This window comes from Thalassobacillus cyri (genome assembly GCF_900107755.1).
Classification (GTDB): Bacteria; Bacillota; Bacilli; order Bacillales; family Halobacillaceae; genus Thalassobacillus; species Thalassobacillus cyri.
Genome location: NZ_FNQR01000006.1, coordinates 197,834 through 213,374, shown reverse-complemented (window position 1 = coordinate 213,374; position 15,541 = coordinate 197,834). Strand labels below are relative to the sequence as shown.

Below are 15,541 nucleotides of genomic sequence, written 5' to 3'. Positions count from 1 at the left end.
ACGTGCTCAGCGAAAACTAAACCGCCTGACTCCTGTCGAATACAGAAATCAGGCGGTTGCATAACCCCGGTGTTTTTTCAATGTCTACAGTTTTGGGGCTTGACCAGTCGTTAAAACAGTACCACGGGGTGAGATATGCTATCCTTCTATAGTAAATCCAATTTTTCCAAAGTTTTTGGTATCTCGAAGGTATTCGAATGCTTGCTTATATTGAGAAAGCTTGAATACACGATCGAGCTCAGGTTTAATATCGTTCGCAGTGATGAATTCCAGCATTTCCTTGAATTCTTCCGCGCTGCCCATTGTCGAACCGAGCAGGTTGTACTGTCCGTAGAAGAATTTGCGGATATCGATTTCCACTACATCTTCTGTAGTAGCACCAAAGGTAACGATGGTTCCACCCTTCCGGACAACACTAAGAGATTTGTTGAAGGTAGCCCGGCCGATACTTTCGACTACAAGGTCCACTTTTTCATTCTGTAATTCTTCATTCCAGTCTGACTGGGTGTTAATTGCACGATCCGCTCCCAGCTTTTTGGCTGCTTCTAATTTTTCTTCGCTTCTTGAAGTCACGATGACACGTGCCCCCAGAGCTTTAGCGAATTTCAATGCAAACGTGAGTACTCCGCTTCCGATACCCGGAAGCAGTACGGTATCTCCCTTTTTCACTTTTCCCCTTGTGAAAATTACGCGGTAGGCAGTCAGCGCCGCAAGTGGTAAAACACCTGCTTCTTCCCATGATAGATGGGCCGGTTTAGCTTCTACATGGTCGCCTGGTATGACCACATATTCTCCAAACGTTCCATGATCGGGGAAGCCCATGATTTCAAACCCTTCCGGAGGTGCATCACTGTTTTCTCTCCAGCCTAATCCGGGATTGATGACAACCTCATCGCCTGCTTGGACGTTTGTCACTCCTTCTCCAACTTCCGTCACAACTCCAGCACCATCAGACCCTAAAACCAGTGCCGGTTGATTAGCCTTATGGCGGGAAGTTACAGCTATATCCCTGCGGTTCATGCCGGCTGCCTTCAATTTCACTTTCACCATTCCAGGAGTTGTTTCCAATTCATAAATATCGCGGTAAGATAAACCATCAAGACCTTCTTTCCCTTCGTGTACGATCGCTTTCATAACTCCGATTCCTCCTTTAAATTTTGCTGTATATAGTCAGCGAATACTTGCAGCTTTTCCATATCCGAAACATCCTCTTCGAATAATGGCACTTTAATCAGTTTCTGCTTTGGAAAAGTCTTTTCGATTTGTTTGAGATAATTGAGTTCCTGTTTTCTTCGCTTGGCTAAAAAAGTACCATCGGCATGTTCAGGCAGTACTTTATTGACGACCAGCGTCCTGACATGCAGGTGGTATTTATCCAACTGCCTGATGGCCTGCTCGGTTTCTAAGATCGGGAGCCGTTCCGGATTCAGGACAAACAGGAACCCTGTTTGTCTGCCGTCCAAAATGATTTCCCGAACGGCAGCGAATTTATTCTTCCTTTTCTGCAAAATTTCATATATTGGGTCTTCAACCGGCTCGCCATCATTCAGTAACTGGGTGTAATTATCATTGATTTTCTGTCTCCGCTCCAGCATGCCATCGATCCAGACACTCATCAACTCAGGTAATGTCAAAAGACGGATCGTATGACCGGTAGGGGCTGTATCGAAGATGATTTTGTCAAAATCTCCTGATTCCTCAAGAATGATAGAAATCAACCGGTCAAACAAAGCTGCCTCATCCGCACCGGGAGAAGCACTTGCCATATCGATTTGACGGTGCACTTCTTCTACCATCCGGGATTTGACAAGACCCTGCAGATTATCCTTCACCCCTTCAATATAACGTTTCGACTCCCGTTCCGGATCAACTTCGATCCCCCAGAGATTTTCAGCAAGTTTCGTCTTTTCGTGTCTCACTTTTTTATGGAAGATATCCCCTAAATTATGAGCAGGGTCTGTGGAGACAATCAATGTGCTGTGTCCCGAGTCAGCCAGCGCAAGGGCAAAAGCGGCGGATGTCGTAGACTTACCCACCCCTCCTTTCCCGCCCACAAACAGAATTTTTTTATCATGTAGATTACTCATCAGCCAATAACCCCTTCACTCCATATTTAACAGCAGCGAATGCCGTCCAGAGGAGATTTTTCCATCCCCATTCTAAGGTGCCAGTCATGAAACTTTTCGATGATATAAGGATAAAGTTCCAATGTATAATAAAAGGCAGGATTCGGTATGCCCAGCATATCTGAATAGACCAGTAATAAAAACAAGTCATCTTCGTCACGCAGTTCCCTAGCTACTTCATTTTTGTGCGGTAGACTTAACACCTCATCATAAAGTTCGAAGAGACGTTTCAGCGAAAACTTTTTATCCGTCATCTTGCCGCCTCCTAGGTATATAGTATTTCTTTTATCAGTTTATCATAATTGTTGAGATCTTTAAGGTATCGGCCATTGATGAAAACGGCATTGAATTTGATATGAAGGAAAAAATGGTTGAATCCTTCCCAAAAGGTGATATTGCCTGCTTTTATATGTTTGAGGAAGTAAGCAGCAATCGATATCAGGTTTCTTGGATCTAAAAAAATGATATCCACCTTACCCCCATAATCTATCATGGTCTGACGATAGATTTCCCCCATATCTTTTCGATCCTTGTCATGATGCTTGAATTCTTCAGACATGGTGATGAGCCCGTCATCACTTATTCCACCACATCATCCCATCCCGATTTCTTTTTCAGCCCGGATAATTATAATATCAACCATTTCTCACACCTCCTTGATAGAGAAAAGCCGCACTATTTGCAGCGCGGCTTTTCGATTTACTAAGCACTTCTCTCGATACTATCCTTTTTATTCATGGCTATTGCAGAGAAAGCGGTGAGCAGAATCCACAAGGTGAATATGAGGATAATCGCACCAAAACTGAATAACAGCCAATCACTAGTCTCTGTCCATGGCGCCCATTGTGTAAACACCTGGGAGATCATCGCCCATAAAGTCATAAACATGACGAAAACCATCGGAATGATTGTCGGTAGATAATTTCTGCCATTTCGCTTCAGCCAGATGGAAACCAGCAATAAACTGATACCTGCAAGCAATTGGTTCGAAGTACCGAATAATGGCCATAACAGGTAACCACCTGAACCGAAACCTTTTGGCCCTTGCGGTATCAATGTAAGGGCTGCACTGGATACTACAGCAATTGTTGTAGCAACATGTGTTTTTGTAATAGGTTTAACATTATATTCTGTACCTAATTCAGCAATGATATAGCGCATCAAACGTACGGATGAGTCAAGTGTTGTCGCAGCGAAGCTGACAACGATAACAGATACGATCGTAGCAGCCACAGACGCAGGAATACCTAATCCTGTCGCCAATTGGGCAGCACCCTGGATAAAGACTCCTAATCCTGCACCGCTCGCTGCCGTGAAGCCACTATAGGTAGCTGTGAATTCTCCTGCCGTCGGGAAAAATGTAACCACTGCAATGATGGCGATCAAAGCAAGTGCACCTTCGCCGACAGAACCTAAATATCCTACGAAACGGGCATCCGTTTCTTTATCCAACTGTTTCGAAGATGTACCGGATGATACCAGCCCGTGGAACCCTGAAATGGCACCACATGCAATCGTGATGAATAATAACGGGAACCAGGATACATCATTGGCTTGACCATTCGTAACAGGTGCAGTGATCTCCGGATTGGTTAACAACAATCCTAAATAAAGAATTCCAAGGCCGACGATCAACTGATGTGAATTGATATAATCACGTGGTTGAAGCAGTTTCCATACTGGTAATGTAGATGCGATATAGACGTAAACCATCAACACGATGATCCAAACCAAAAACGCTGCAGAAGTGGCACTCATACCAAATAATGCTGTTGCGCCTTCCCCTCCGAAATATTTCACCAGATCTATCTGCAGTGCTGGCACGTAACTTGCAACGATTGCCGCCAAGTACATGACAGCTAATGCTACCAATGAAGGCAGAAGCATGCTCCCTTTTCTCTTATATACACTGTAGCCGATCCAGATAGCTAAAGGAATCTGGATGAATACAGACAGCACACTTGCCGGGAAGGAAATGAACAAGTTTGCGATAACCCAGGCAAATACCGCATTTACCATAAGTACTAACAGTAAAATGATGAATAAGAACAATATTTTCGCCCGCTGGCCGATAAGTTTACTTGCTAATGTACCTACGGACTGTCCTTTGTTTCTGACGGATAACACCAATGTTCCAAAATCATGGACCCCGGCAGCAAATACCGTACCGAGAAGCACCCATAATATTGCAGGCAGCCAGCCCCAGTAAACTGCGATTGCCGGTCCAACAATCGGCGCAGCTCCAGCTACAGATGTAAAGTGATGTCCCCATAAAACGAATTTGTTGGTCGGTACGAAATCTACACCATCTTTATACTGATGGGCAGGTGTTGTGTAATTCGGATCCAACCGGTAAATCTTTTCGGCGATGAACTTGGAATAATATCTATAGCCAAGAAAGAAAACGAGACCGCCGATAAGCGCTAACCAAATACCACTCATATAACCCCTCCTCCATTTTCAATACAGTAAGCTATTTGTATTCGCTTACATACATGTTAATTATACTATTATAGGTAACAATCTATCAATAAAGTTGACTGACTTGTCTAAAAATTCCTTTTATTGAAATGTTTCCGCCGCTTTTATGATAAAAAAAAGCTGCCTCCAGGGAGGCAGCTTTTTCACTCTATTAATCTAAGATAGTTACTTCTACGTTTTGGACACCCCATGCTAGAGCATCAGAACGATTCGGGATGAATACATCAATCTTATTCCCTTGGATAGCTCCGCCGATATCTCCGGCTACAGCTCGTCCATAACCTTCTACATATACTTCAGAACCTAGCGGAATGACATCAGGATCGACAGCGATGACTTTCTTGTCCGGGTTAGCGTTCAAATCGATACCTGTTGCTGTCACACCAGAGCAGCCTACGCAGTTAGCTGTATAAGCAGTCGCGCTGACATTTATAGTTTGGCCTTCCACTGAGTTAGATGCTTGCTCTGTTTCTGTTGTTGTTTCTTTTGTTTCAGTGTTGCTTGTCTGTTCAACAGCACCTTTCAAGCTCAGTTGATCGCCAGGATAGATGTTAGTGGCGGATATTTGGTTCCATTCTTTAAGTTCATTAACAGTTACGCCATGATCTTGAGAAATACCCCAAAGTGTGTCACCGGATTTAACAGTATAATAGTCGGCACTTGCAACGGCCGGAGTAGCTCCTTCGTTAGAAACTGTCAATTTATCATTAGGATAGATGAGATTGGAGTCAAGGTTGTTCCAATCTTTCAATGAATTTACGGTCACGTTATACTCTTGGGAGATTCCCCAAAGCGTGTCGCCTTTGTTCACCACATATTCCCCATCGTGTGCCTGTGCTTGTACTGCTAGACCACCAGAGATTGTGGTTACGGCTGCTAATGATACTACTGTTTTCTTCACAGGAAAACCTCCTTAGAAAATTGGATTAATTTGCTTACAAACCCTAATTTAACATATGAGGGAAAAATGTGAAGAACAAAACAGTAACAATTACATTTCAGTATTAACATTAATATATCAATAAGATTACAACAGAAAAAACGACAAAAAGTAGTGTAATAGCAAAGTTACTATTACACTACTTTTGAAATTGAATTATTCCTTTATTGTAATGCTTTTAATTTTTGTTCTACTTTCGGATCCTGGATATATTCATCATAACTCATTTCTTCGTCTACAATTCCGTTCGGAGTCAATTCAATGATACGATTTGCGATCGTTTCGATGAATTGGTGGTCATGGGAGGAAAATAAGATGGATCCTTTAAACTTGATCAACCCATTATTCAATGCCGTAATAGATTCCAAATCCAAGTGGTTGGTGGGTCCATCAAGGATCAATACATTGGCCCCGCTTAACATCATCTTAGACAGCATACATCTTACTTTTTCTCCCCCGGAAAGAACACTCGCTTTTTTCAATGCTTCTTCACCAGAGAACAACATCCGTCCAAGGAAGCCGCGCAGGAAAGTTTCCGTTTCGTCTTCGTGCGAATATTGACGCAGCCACTCGACCAGTGTCAAATCGCATCCTTCAAAGTATTTAGAGTTATCTTTTGGAAAGTAACTTTGAGAAGTTGTAATTCCCCACTTATAAGTGCCTTCATCCGGTTCCATTTCTCCAGATAGTATCTGAAATAATGTCGTCTTAGCGATTTCATTAGCACCAACAAAAGCAACCTTGTCATCTTTATTCAAGGTAAAACTGACATTATTCAATACTTTTTCACCGTCGATTGTCTTGGTTAATCCATCAACCACTAATAAATCATTCCCGATTTCTCTGTCAGCGTTGAATGCGATATAAGGATATCGGCGGGATGATGGCTGGATATCATCCAATGTAATCTTTTCAAGCAGCTTTTTCCTGGAAGTCGCCTGTTTGGATTTCGAAGCATTGGCGCTGAATCTGGCGATGAACTCCTTTAATTCATTAATCTTTTCTTCTTTTTTCTTGTTTTGTTCGGCAGCCATTTTTTGTGCTAGTTGGCTGGATTCATACCAAAAATCATAGTTACCGACATAAACTTGGATCTTACCGAAATCCAAGTCAGCAATATGGGTACAGACGTTATTCAGGAAGTGCCGGTCATGGGATACGACGATGACTGTATTCTCGAAATTGATCAGGAAGTCTTCGAGCCATTGGATTGCTTTGATATCCAAGTGGTTGGTCGGCTCATCCAATAGCAGAACATCAGGATTGCCAAAGAGTGCTTGCGCCAACAGTACTTTCACTTTTTCTGAACCACTGAGGTCTTTTAACAGCTTTCCGTGCATCTCTTCACCGATTCCTAATCCTTTCAATAGACGGGCAGCATCTGATTCTGCTTCCCACCCATTCATTTCTGCAAATTCCCCTTCAAGCTCAGCAGCCTTGATTCCATCTTCATCAGAGAAATCAGGCTTCATATAGATAGCATTTTTCTCTTCCATCACTTCATAGAGTCGTGCGTGTCCCATGATGACTACTTGTAAAACTTCATACTCATCGTACTCAAAATGGTTCTGTTTCAAGACGGCCATACGCTGTCCTGGTTTCATCGAAACGTCTCCAGTCTGCGCTTCGATTTCTCCGCTTAAGATCTTTAAGAATGTTGACTTCCCGGCTCCATTGGCTCCGATAAGTCCGTAGCAATTACCTGGGGTGAACTTTATATTTACGTCTTCAAAAAGCTTTTGATCACCGAATCGAAGACTAACATTGTGTACATTGATCATTCATAAATCCTCCATATTTCAAAATTTATATCAGAAGAATTATATCATTGTTAAGCTTAAGATGATATATTTCAAGCATTAATTCTCCTCCCTGCTTATCTAATTCGTTGATAAGCAGGGTTTTAAGTCTAATATCCCTGTAAGGGGGAGAACAACTTTTGCCCAGCCTAAAATTCAGACCTCCCAGTTTCTAACAGGTTGACCCACTCTACTATTCATAAAAAAGCCACGCTTATTTCTTAGCGTGGCCTTCCGAATTTTATTTATAATAAATACTATTATTATCTACCACTTGAAGAACCTTCGTAGAGATGCTCATATCATTTTTGCATATCGGACAAGTCGGTGTTTCTTCAATTTTAAAATTATCCCTCATCCAACAATTACAGTCCTCTGAGTCACACACCCAAATCTTAGTTTCTTCTTTAATGATTTCCTCTTGATTCTTTTTACCGAATGCCATTGTATGCTACCTCCTTTGAAAAATGGGAACCTATGTAAAAGAGACTGACTTTCTTAAAGCCAGTCCCTTTCCTGTCATATGTTTGTGCTACTATTATAGTTTAACTACATTTGCAGCTTGTGGTCCGCGGTTGCCTTCAGTGATTTCGAATTCAACTGCCTGGCCTTCTTCAAGTGTCTTGAAGCCTTCGCCTTCGATTGCACTGAAATGTACGAATACGTCGTCTTCACCTTGCACTTCGATGAAACCGAAGCCTTTTTCTGCGTTAAACCATTTTACTGTACCATTTTTCATTCTTTTGGTCCTCCAATGTTTCATAAAAATTAATATGGACTTCATAAAAAATCACATATTATAAAAAGTATCAGATGAATCATCGATCACTCTTTATAATAGGTGATTTTTGTTATTCATACTTTTCTAACTTTCCATATTTAAAGTATTAAAATTATATTATTATGTTACTATAATTTGCTTGATAAGTCAAGATGAAGGCCCAAATCACCTCCGCTTCTACCAGTTTATGCAATCCGTTTCCTTTTTATTCAAAAAATCATGTCGGTTTTATAATGCCGCATGCAAGTCGTTTGCCAGCGTCCCCCGCAGGCTGCGTTTGATAGTCATCCGGACTTTCATGAATGATCACCGTTTTATTAAGGATGTCGTCTATTTTAAACCGATTGGTAAAGAACATCATTTGGGCAAAACCATCATTAGAAAACAGGACAGGGAAATCTCCGGCATGATTGCCATGAGGCTGATTGTCTGGGTTCCAATGCCCGCCTGCCGCTTCAAAAGGACTTTTTTGATCACCTACTTGACAAGATCCTTTTTCATGGATATGAAATCCATGGGGACCGATTTGTTTCTTTCCATTTCCACCTGGCTGGTACTTCGGGAGACCTTGGACTTGGACAAACACCTCTACTCCATAAGGTAATTCATAGAAATTAACATCGCCTTTCAGCTCTTCAGCCAATGGTCCACCTTCCAGTTTAGCATGAGCACGCTTACCAGGCTGCTGCTGCCGGTATGGAACAGGATAGTAATACGTGTAATAAGGATATTGATAATAATACATATGGAAACCACCTCTCTTCTGCTTTCCTTTAATCACCTTATTCACGCGAATGCCAAATTATGTATCTGACTGCATAGCTTCTTTGTTTACAAGCCAATAGGGCTATGCTACACTCCTCTTATGCTTCATCATGTTCACTAAAGGAGAGATAAAATGAATAAAAAGTTACTGACGATCATGTTCGGGATCGTATTGGTTCTTGGACTCGCGGCATGCAGCGGCGGAGACAAAGAATCCGGCCAGGGCGAAAGCCAGGAAGGCAAAGAGGCTCAACCAGACGAAAAACAAGAAAAAAACGCCGAAGAAAGCAGCAGCGATATTCCAGACCCAGTAGCCGTCGTCAATGGTGAAGAGATTTCAAAAGACAGATTCACCCAACAATACGAGGCAATGAAACAACAATATGAACAAATGGGTATGAATGTAGACGAAAATAAAGAACAGCTGCAAAAAAGCATTGTTAACTCTTTAGTGGATTCTGAACTTCTCGTCCAATATGCAAAAAAATCCGGTATTAAAGTCGACGATAAAAAGGTCGAAAAGCAGTACGAAGAAATAGAGAAACAGATTGAATCCGAGGAACAAATGCAAGAATTCCTAAAAATGAACAATATGTCTTCTAAAGATGAGTTGAAACCAAGAATCAGAGAAAGTCTTCAGGTTGAAAAATATGTAGAAGAAAATACAGAACAAGCAGAAGTAACCGAAGATGAATTGAAAGCTGAATATGATAAAATGGTCAAGCAAATGGAACAGCAAGCAGAACAATCAGGCAAAGAACAAGAGATCCCTAAGTATGAAGAGGTTAAACCACAAGTAGAACAACAATTGAAGAAATCAAAAGAACAAGAACAAATCACCAAATTAGTAGAAAAACTTCGTGATGACAGTAAAGTGAAAATCAATATTTAATTAAGTAAGACGCCTGAAGCTCTTTCAGGCGTCTTTTTTGTGTTTAATGGAGTTTATTAAGCTGTTCTTTTTTATTTCTTAAGCCTTCGATATCCAGCGGATGCTCGAGGTTGTAGTTCAATCCGTCATAGTAGTCACTAATTTCATTGTTCTTATCTTGTTTAAGTGCTGTGACGATTCCTTCCCATTGAGGTAGATAGAGTTCATTCATTTCCCTTTCAGCATCTTCCAATTGGCCCTTGATAACTGGGTCAACCGCCGCTTTGAAGGCTTCTTTCATCAGCTCTTTTTCATTCTGTTCGAAAAATTTCTTCGTCCCTTTGAAACTTTGCAATAACTTGTTCGTTTCATTGCTGTCAAGATTGACAATGAAGTTGAAGGCAGGATGCTGTAGCTCCTGAGTTTCTGGTTCACTCAGGTCAAAGCTTTTTCTTATTTCTTGCAAACGACGTTGCAAGTCCTGGTTTAATTGTATCAATGAATCATTTAAAAACCCTTCTATTCTAAGTGAGACAGCCCGAAGTTCCTGATTCAGTTCATAACTGACTTCCTGGAACAATGCTTCTGCTGCCATTTCCAATTGCATTTTCGCTTCTTTACCGCTCCCTTTTATCGTAGCAGGATTAAAATGATGCTTGAAATAATCATTGAAGTTCAAAAGCATGCGCTGATGGATATAAAAGACTTGTTTTTCTGTTTTTTGCTCTATCCTAGTATGATATGGTGCATAATTGAAGCTGCTAAGGACTTCAAGCATTTCTGTCTTATCCTGATTGTTCACTTCAATCTTCTGCTTACGAGCTGATTGATCAAGACTTGCATCAGATATAATCGTTTCCATCCTGCTTTTCGCCCGGGAGAAATCATGCTCGATAGATCGAATCAAAACCTCAGGCAGGTCCCTGTCAATAAAGGTGTAGAATCGTTTTTCAAAGTCCGAAAAACCTTCTCTTGCCTTTTTTACAAGGGCATCCTTCTCCTCATTCTCCCTTAACGCAAACAGACTGGAGACAGGGAACAGTTGGGCTTTCCGTATTTGAAATTGCAGCAACTGTTCTTCCATATAAGTGAGCACACTATCGAGTTCCTCTTCGGAATGAGCAAGGTCTGCTGCATTGATAAGGAAAAACATCTTATCCATACTAAAGGCATCCTTGACTCTTCCAAGCTGAGTCAGGAAGCTTTCATCCGCTTTGGAGAAAGGATGGTTATAATAGGTGATGAATAATATCGCATCCGCGTTACGGATATATTCGAAAGCAACATCTGTATGTCTGGCATTGACGGAGTCCGCACCAGGGGTGTCCACTAAAGTGATTCCTTTTCGAGTCAAAGGGCAATCATAATGGACTTGCATCCATTCCACAAAGCAAGACTTCTTTTCATCTGCTACATATCCCGGAAATTCTTCTAACCCGATAGTCAACTGCTTACCGATTTTATTCTCAGCTGCCGCGTATCCTTCTAACACCGCATATACAAAAGAGCGCTGTTTATGCTCCAATGGCTGGAAATCCTTTTCTTCCAGAGCAGCAAACTTATTCACTAAGGCTGGCAACTTGTTTTCTTCTATTCCTAGAATGCTGGCAAAAGCCTGCAGGTCTTCTATCATTTGCGATTCTGTTTTCATTTTGACTAAAATGCTTCCATGAGGATGTTGCTCATTGGGCGGAGCAATTTTGTTGATCGTCGCTGTCGTAGGATTTGGTGATACCGGCAATAGCTTCTCTTTCATCAAAGCATTAGCAAAAGAAGACTTACCCGCACTGAAGGCACCGAATAAAGCGACCGTGAATTCCTGATCCCGTAGCCGTTTTCGCTTATCTGTCAACTGGGCTGCTAGCTCTTGAAAGCCTGGAGTATCTTCTATCGTTTCCACAACTTGTGCGATCGTTTTTAGTGTTGCGTCCTTATCAATATTTACCGGTTTTATTTCATCCGTTGTCGGTTGCACTATTTCAACTTGTTCTGGAACTTCTTTTTGTTGATGGCTGGTTAGGAAGGTTTCCTGTACCTCAATATTAGTCTCCCTCTCTTTCAGCCTTCCCTCGATCCGTTGCAACAGCTCGCCATCCAAAGAATCGTTTTGGAAAGCTGTCCATAACTGGGTGCGGTAATTTTCAATTTCTCTCTCTAAGTCTTCGACCGCATCTCGATATTGCTGAATTTGATCCAGTAATTGACGTTCATCCTCAAATGATGCCATTTTTGTACGTGTGTCCTCATTTAATCCTTTTTTAATGGTTTCCCATAATTCCTTGACATAAGACTTATAGACACGCTTAACATCGTCAGCCACTTTATCGGTATATACCAGAATATACTGGCCAGTCACTTTGGCTCCTGGTTCAATCAGTTCTTCCAACCGCTGTTCCGGATAATGGACATCCATTTTCTGTATCTTATCTGTCACTTGGGAATAAGCGACAGGATAAGCTTCTACAACCTCCAACAGCCGATCCCGCAGTGGCCATTTCAAGTTTTTTTCTACTACTTTCATCAAATGATTATAAAAAGCTTGTTTCCGTTGGTCGCGCTCCTCTTCCGTCTTTTTCTTCGTAAACATCAAACCAACTTTGAAACCTGGCTGCATCGCTTCTAAATACCGCTCGGCATCTTCTCTTAACGTTGTCGGCATCAAATAAGCATTTTTAAAAAGGGAAAGTACTCGTTCCTGATAAAAAGATTCTGCTTCCTCTTCCCTTGTCGTTAACTCTTTAAGTTCCGCTTCCAGATCTTGACTGTTTTCCTGAGCGTCCATCGCTGCCTTTAACTCTTCGATACGCTCGAACAACTCAGCTTTTTCATCATCGTTTTCCTCAGCAAGCTGATCGACGCTCTCTTCGATGATTAAGGAGGCGTTACGAAAAATACTTTCTGCCCGCTCCCCGTCTTCCAGCTGATAGATACCTTGAAGGTGTGTTTTTAACTGCGGCAGTTCATTAATCGATAAGTCGGGCTTCATCAAAGATGTATAGAATATTTTTTCCGGACTCAAGTTCCAGTCTTCAAGCGCCTGGCTGACACTGTCTTTAAAGTCCTGGAATGATAATTCCTCCTCCTGATGTTTATCGACCTGATTAATGATAATAGAAAACGGAAGCCTATTCTTTTGCATTTCCTGCAAAAATGACAGGTTCACTTCTGATTGCACATGATTATAATCCATGACATAGTACATGTAATCCATTAAATGAAGAGAAGACTCCGTAATGACCCTGTCTGCATCATTGGTAGAATCAACGCCTGGGGTATCAATCAGAGTGACATGCTCAGGAAGATTTGTATCACGCTGACTAATATTTAATGAAACGATTTCATCACCGTCTTTACAAAGCGCTTGAATCGTTTCCATTTCAGGCTTTCCTGGATAATGGACCGGGCGCTCCTTCCGGTAAAAAACACGGGTGTAATCGTCACCTGAATGAAGTTTGACAACATTGGCACTGGTTGGTATCGGACTGGATGGGAGAATATCATCTTCCAACAGTGTATTGATCATCGTCGATTTTCCAGCAGAAAAATGTCCTGCAAAACCGATCATCAACTGTTTCTTTTCCCATTTACCGATCAAATCCAATACCTTTTCCGCATGCTTATCTTTATCCTGACGATTTAATTCATGATATAAACCACTCAATCGTAGTGCTTCTTTCGTAAGCTGACTGTCTTTCGTAGTTACATTCATGGCTGGGACTCCTTTATATCTGGCAGATACTCTGTTATTTTGTCGTTATTCTTGTTATATATTGTAGCAGGAGCAAGGCTCTATGAATAGTGTTACCTACATCTTAGCTGGCGCCTGTATCCCGAGTAATCTCAATCCTTCTCTCAATACATTCTGGACCCCAAAAACGACTGGTAAATATTCTTTATGATCGATGACTTTCACTTTCCCATAAAGTCTATTGAATGCTTGTGCCAGCTTCAGTAAATAATCCGCCATAATGGAAGGGGCTTTTTCATTGTATGCTTTCTCAACAATAGCCGGGAAGGCTGCTAATTGTTTAAGAACTTTCCAGCTTTCATCATCCTCTAGACCCTGGATCCAGAGTGTGGGATTCTCTTTTACTTTCTCCAGTATCGAACAAGCACGTACATGGGAGTATTGTAGATAAGGCCCTGTTTCCCCCTCGAAGCTGGTCATTTGCTCAATTGAAAATTCCACATCATGGAGGCGATGATTTTTTAGGTCATGAAAGATGACAGCTCCCGCCCCGATTTGCTGTTTAATCGCTTCCTTGTCTTTCAAAGCTGGATTTTTGGCATCCATTTGTTCAGCAACAAGCAGGTTCACTTCATCCAATACGTCTTGAAGCAGGATCACTTTCCCTTTTCTCGTCGACATCTTCTTGCCATCTTTCAAAATCATTCCGAAAGGGACATGGACGATATCCTCCGCCCAGCCGTACCCCATCTTTGCCAATACAGCTTTAAGTTGCTGAAAATGGATGGTCTGTTCACGTCCGACCACATATAGCGAAGCATCAAAATTGTAAGTTTCTTTACGGTAAATAGCTGCCGCTAAATCTCTTGTCGCATAAAGGGAAGTACCCTCTGATTTTTGAATCAAACAAGGTGGAAGATCATATTCATCCAGTTGGACAACCATGGCTCCTTCCGACTCTTCCAGTAAATTCTTTTCCTTCAAAAGTTTAATTACCCGCTCCATCTTATCATTATAGAAAGCTTCTCCATCATAACTATCGAAATCAACATGTATTCGATTATAAATCGTCTTGAAGTCTTTTAATGACTCATCCCGGAACCATTGCCATAAATCTAACGCTTTGGGATCACCCATTTCTAATTTCTTGAACCAGGCTCTCCCTTCTTCGTCTAACTCGGGATGTTTCGCTGCCTCATCATGAAATTGGACATAAAGACGAAATAATTCTTGAATGGGATTCTGTTTTACTGACTGCTCATCTCCCCATTTCGTATAGGCATACAGCAGTTTCCCGAACTGGGTTCCCCAGTCTCCGATATGATTGATTCTGGTCACCTGATATCCCAGCTTTTCAGCAAGAAGCCCGATAGAGTTACCGATAACCGTCGAACGGAGGTGTCCCATCGCAAAAGGTTTCGCTATATTAGGAGAGGAAAGATCTATGGTGATATGCCCATTCTTTTGCTGGTTTCCATAATCAGGTCCTCCAGCAATCATGTTTTTTAATATTTCCTTGCTTCCCATGACCCGATTGATTTTAATATTCACATAGCCGCCAGTGGCTTCCACATGAGCAAACAGTGGATGAGAAAGCTTGTCTGCAAGCTGTTGTGCTAGTTTCTGTGGAGGTGATTGGTACACTTTCGCTAACGAAAAACAAGGAAAAGAAAGGTCTCCATGGGTGTCTAATTTAGGAACCTCTATTAGTGCTTCTACTTCCTGATAAGATAAATCTCCTTTCAATTCTCCTGCTATTACTGTTGCCAGTATCTTTTTACCATACATGTGAATCCCCCCTGAATAAAAATAAGACTCCCGTCTCTAACGTATAGAGACGGGAGTCTTCCCGCGGTACCACTCTTGTTAAGGGGAAAGCTCAATGTTCCCCTCCACCTTGACGCTTTAACGCAGCGATACGATCAACTCTACTGTCATTCAAGTCAATATCTCGGAAGTCCGGTTCATCATCTGCTTTCAACCAGGCTCCCACCACCCCCGGTTCGCTTTGTGTCTACAGCTGATTACTCTCTTCGTCATCGATTTCAAATATTTAGCAATTATTATACCTGAACTGAAGATTAATGCAA

The 15,541-nt window shown here is 41.7% G+C and carries 13 protein-coding genes and 1 other annotated feature; of the genes, 1 reads left to right on the top strand and 12 read right to left on the bottom strand.

Features of this window, described 5'->3' with window-relative positions; translation table 11 throughout:
- Positions 1-138: 138 nt before the first annotated feature.
- The 10 genes from BLV00_RS09730 to BLV00_RS09685 all read right to left on the bottom strand — a co-directional run bounded on the left by BLV00_RS09730 (position 139) and on the right by BLV00_RS09685 (position 8,872).
- The gene (locus tag BLV00_RS09730) at positions 139-1,134 is read right to left on the bottom strand and encodes a zinc-binding dehydrogenase (RefSeq protein ID WP_093044779.1); all 996 of its coding nucleotides are present in this window, start codon (positions 1,132-1,134) and stop codon (positions 139-141) included.
- Positions 1,131-2,087 carry an ArsA family ATPase gene (locus tag BLV00_RS09725; protein WP_093044778.1) on the bottom strand — a complete coding sequence of 319 codons (957 nt, stop codon included), beginning with the start codon at positions 2,085-2,087 and terminating at the stop codon, positions 1,131-1,133. Before BLV00_RS09725 ends, BLV00_RS09730 begins: the two co-directional genes overlap by 4 nt.
- 26 nt (positions 2,088-2,113) lie before the next feature.
- Positions 2,114-2,380, bottom strand: coding sequence for a cory-CC-star protein (locus BLV00_RS09720; protein WP_028782942.1), 267 nt, complete (start codon positions 2,378-2,380; stop codon positions 2,114-2,116).
- 11 nt (positions 2,381-2,391) lie between these two features.
- Positions 2,392-2,685 carry a hypothetical protein gene (locus tag BLV00_RS09715; RefSeq protein WP_093044777.1) on the bottom strand — a complete coding sequence of 98 codons (294 nt, stop codon included), beginning with the start codon at positions 2,683-2,685 and terminating at the stop codon, positions 2,392-2,394.
- Positions 2,686-2,828: 143 nt separating this feature from the next.
- The gene (locus tag BLV00_RS09710) at positions 2,829-4,568 is read right to left on the bottom strand and encodes a carbon starvation CstA family protein (RefSeq protein WP_093044776.1); all 1,740 of its coding nucleotides are present in this window, start codon (positions 4,566-4,568) and stop codon (positions 2,829-2,831) included.
- 190 nt (positions 4,569-4,758) lie between these two features.
- Positions 4,759-5,508: a LysM peptidoglycan-binding and 3D domain-containing protein gene (locus BLV00_RS09705; RefSeq protein ID WP_093044775.1), complete on the bottom strand. Its 750-nt coding sequence runs from the start codon at positions 5,506-5,508 to the stop codon at positions 4,759-4,761.
- Positions 5,509-5,711: 203 nt separating this feature from the next.
- Positions 5,712-7,328 (bottom strand): ABC-F family ATP-binding cassette domain-containing protein, encoded by a 1,617-nt coding sequence (locus BLV00_RS09700; RefSeq protein ID WP_093044774.1) that lies wholly within the window; start codon positions 7,326-7,328, stop codon positions 5,712-5,714.
- 259 nt (positions 7,329-7,587) lie between these two features.
- On the bottom strand, positions 7,588-7,791 hold the full coding sequence (locus BLV00_RS09695) for a cold-shock protein (RefSeq protein ID WP_093044773.1): 204 nt from the start codon (positions 7,789-7,791) through the stop codon (positions 7,588-7,590).
- Between the two features lie 93 nt (positions 7,792-7,884).
- Entirely contained in the window at positions 7,885-8,085 is a 201-nt protein-coding gene (cspD, locus tag BLV00_RS09690) for a cold-shock protein CspD (RefSeq protein WP_028782948.1), read from the bottom strand.
- Between the two features lie 259 nt (positions 8,086-8,344).
- A complete protein-coding gene (locus BLV00_RS09685; protein WP_093044772.1) occupies positions 8,345-8,872 on the bottom strand; it encodes a superoxide dismutase family protein in 528 nt (175 codons plus the stop codon).
- A 153-nt stretch (positions 8,873-9,025) separates the two neighbouring features.
- Between BLV00_RS09685 and BLV00_RS09680 the strand changes: the two genes are divergently transcribed.
- Positions 9,026-9,784: a SurA N-terminal domain-containing protein gene (locus BLV00_RS09680; RefSeq protein WP_093044771.1), complete on the top strand. Its 759-nt coding sequence runs from the start codon at positions 9,026-9,028 to the stop codon at positions 9,782-9,784.
- A gap of 43 nt (positions 9,785-9,827) precedes the next feature.
- On the opposite strand, the gene BLV00_RS09675 is transcribed toward BLV00_RS09680, so the two are convergent.
- Both BLV00_RS09675 and argS read right to left on the bottom strand, forming a co-directional pair.
- Entirely contained in the window at positions 9,828-13,472 is a 3,645-nt protein-coding gene (locus BLV00_RS09675; protein ID WP_093044770.1) for a dynamin family protein, read from the bottom strand.
- 96 nt (positions 13,473-13,568) lie between these two features.
- On the bottom strand, positions 13,569-15,239 hold the full coding sequence (gene argS, locus BLV00_RS09670; RefSeq protein WP_093044769.1) for an arginine--tRNA ligase: 1,671 nt from the start codon (positions 15,237-15,239) through the stop codon (positions 13,569-13,571).
- 42 nt (positions 15,240-15,281) lie between these two features.
- Positions 15,282-15,500 (bottom strand) — a binding site (T-box leader).
- Between the last annotated feature and the right edge of the window lie 41 nt (positions 15,501-15,541).

What these genes read in the sequence shown, in the direction of transcription:
- argS (WP_093044769.1), bottom strand. Translation starts at nt 15,239, where the DNA reads ATGTATGGTAAAAAGATACTGGCAACAGTAATAGCAGGAGAATTGAAA.
- cspD (WP_028782948.1), bottom strand. Translation starts at nt 8,085, where the DNA reads ATGAAAAATGGTACAGTAAAATGGTTTAACGCAGAAAAAGGCTTCGGT.
- BLV00_RS09715 (WP_093044777.1), bottom strand. Translation starts at nt 2,685, where the DNA reads ATGTCTGAAGAATTCAAGCATCATGACAAGGATCGAAAAGATATGGGG.
- BLV00_RS09695 (WP_093044773.1), bottom strand. Translation starts at nt 7,791, where the DNA reads ATGGCATTCGGTAAAAAGAATCAAGAGGAAATCATTAAAGAAGAAACT.
- BLV00_RS09725 (WP_093044778.1), bottom strand. Translation starts at nt 2,087, where the DNA reads ATGAGTAATCTACATGATAAAAAAATTCTGTTTGTGGGCGGGAAAGGA.
- BLV00_RS09720 (WP_028782942.1), bottom strand. Translation starts at nt 2,380, where the DNA reads ATGACGGATAAAAAGTTTTCGCTGAAACGTCTCTTCGAACTTTATGAT.
- BLV00_RS09700 (WP_093044774.1), bottom strand. Translation starts at nt 7,328, where the DNA reads ATGATCAATGTACACAATGTTAGTCTTCGATTCGGTGATCAAAAGCTT.
- BLV00_RS09680 (WP_093044771.1), top strand. Translation starts at nt 9,026, where the DNA reads ATGAATAAAAAGTTACTGACGATCATGTTCGGGATCGTATTGGTTCTT.
- BLV00_RS09675 (WP_093044770.1), bottom strand. Translation starts at nt 13,472, where the DNA reads ATGAATGTAACTACGAAAGACAGTCAGCTTACGAAAGAAGCACTACGA.
- BLV00_RS09730 (WP_093044779.1), bottom strand. Translation starts at nt 1,134, where the DNA reads ATGAAAGCGATCGTACACGAAGGGAAAGAAGGTCTTGATGGTTTATCT.
- BLV00_RS09685 (WP_093044772.1), bottom strand. Translation starts at nt 8,872, where the DNA reads ATGTATTATTATCAATATCCTTATTACACGTATTACTATCCTGTTCCA.
- BLV00_RS09710 (WP_093044776.1), bottom strand. Translation starts at nt 4,568, where the DNA reads ATGAGTGGTATTTGGTTAGCGCTTATCGGCGGTCTCGTTTTCTTTCTT.